The 642-nt window shown below is 62.0% G+C and carries 1 protein-coding gene; it reads left to right on the plus strand.

The window, feature by feature from the left end:
* A partial coding sequence (locus tag HMPREF2879_RS09125; protein ID WP_141753042.1) for a phosphatidylglycerol lysyltransferase domain-containing protein occupies positions 1–642 on the plus strand: 642 nt, incomplete at both ends.

Raw genomic sequence — 642 nt, forward strand, 5'->3', positions numbered from 1 at the left:
ATTCTGCTGACTACCCTGGTGCTCTGGTACCTCTGCCGTATTGGTGTGTGGGAGCCGCTGCGTTTCATCACCCCGTGGGAGCTACTCATGCACGGCATGGGTATTGAGCGTACGCATCCCGGTGTGTGGGCTGCCGACGTGGTGGCTTTCTTAGCGTCGTTTGGTTACGGTGCTTCGCTGGTTGCGGCGCTGTACCTGTTGGCGCGCGGCTACCGTGCCCCGGACGCCTGGACCGGTGAGAAGGAGCTGAAGATTCGCGCTCTGCTGCAGCAGTATGGCGCCAATGATTCACTCTCCTATTTTGCGACGCGCCGCGATAAGCAGGTGATTTTCTCTCCGGATCAGAGGGCGGCGATTACGTACCGTTCGGTGGGTTCGGTGTGCTTGGCGTCGAGTGACCCGGTGGGTGACCCCGATTCGTGGGATGCCGCCATTGAGCAGTGGATGCTGCAGGCGCGTAGCTATGGTTGGGTTCCTGCGGCGCTGAGCGTGAGTGAGGCGGGTGCGCGCGCCTATAACCGTGCGGGCCTGTCGATTATTCAGATGGGTGAGGAGGCGGTCCTTGAGGCGGACCGTTTCACGCTCAATGACACGTCGATGCTACCGGTGCGTCAGGCGGTTCAGCGTGTGCGTCGCGGCGGG

It is taken from the genome of Rothia sp. HMSC069C04 (assembly GCF_001812895.1).
In the GTDB taxonomy this organism is placed as follows: Bacteria; Actinomycetota; Actinomycetes; order Actinomycetales; family Micrococcaceae; genus Rothia.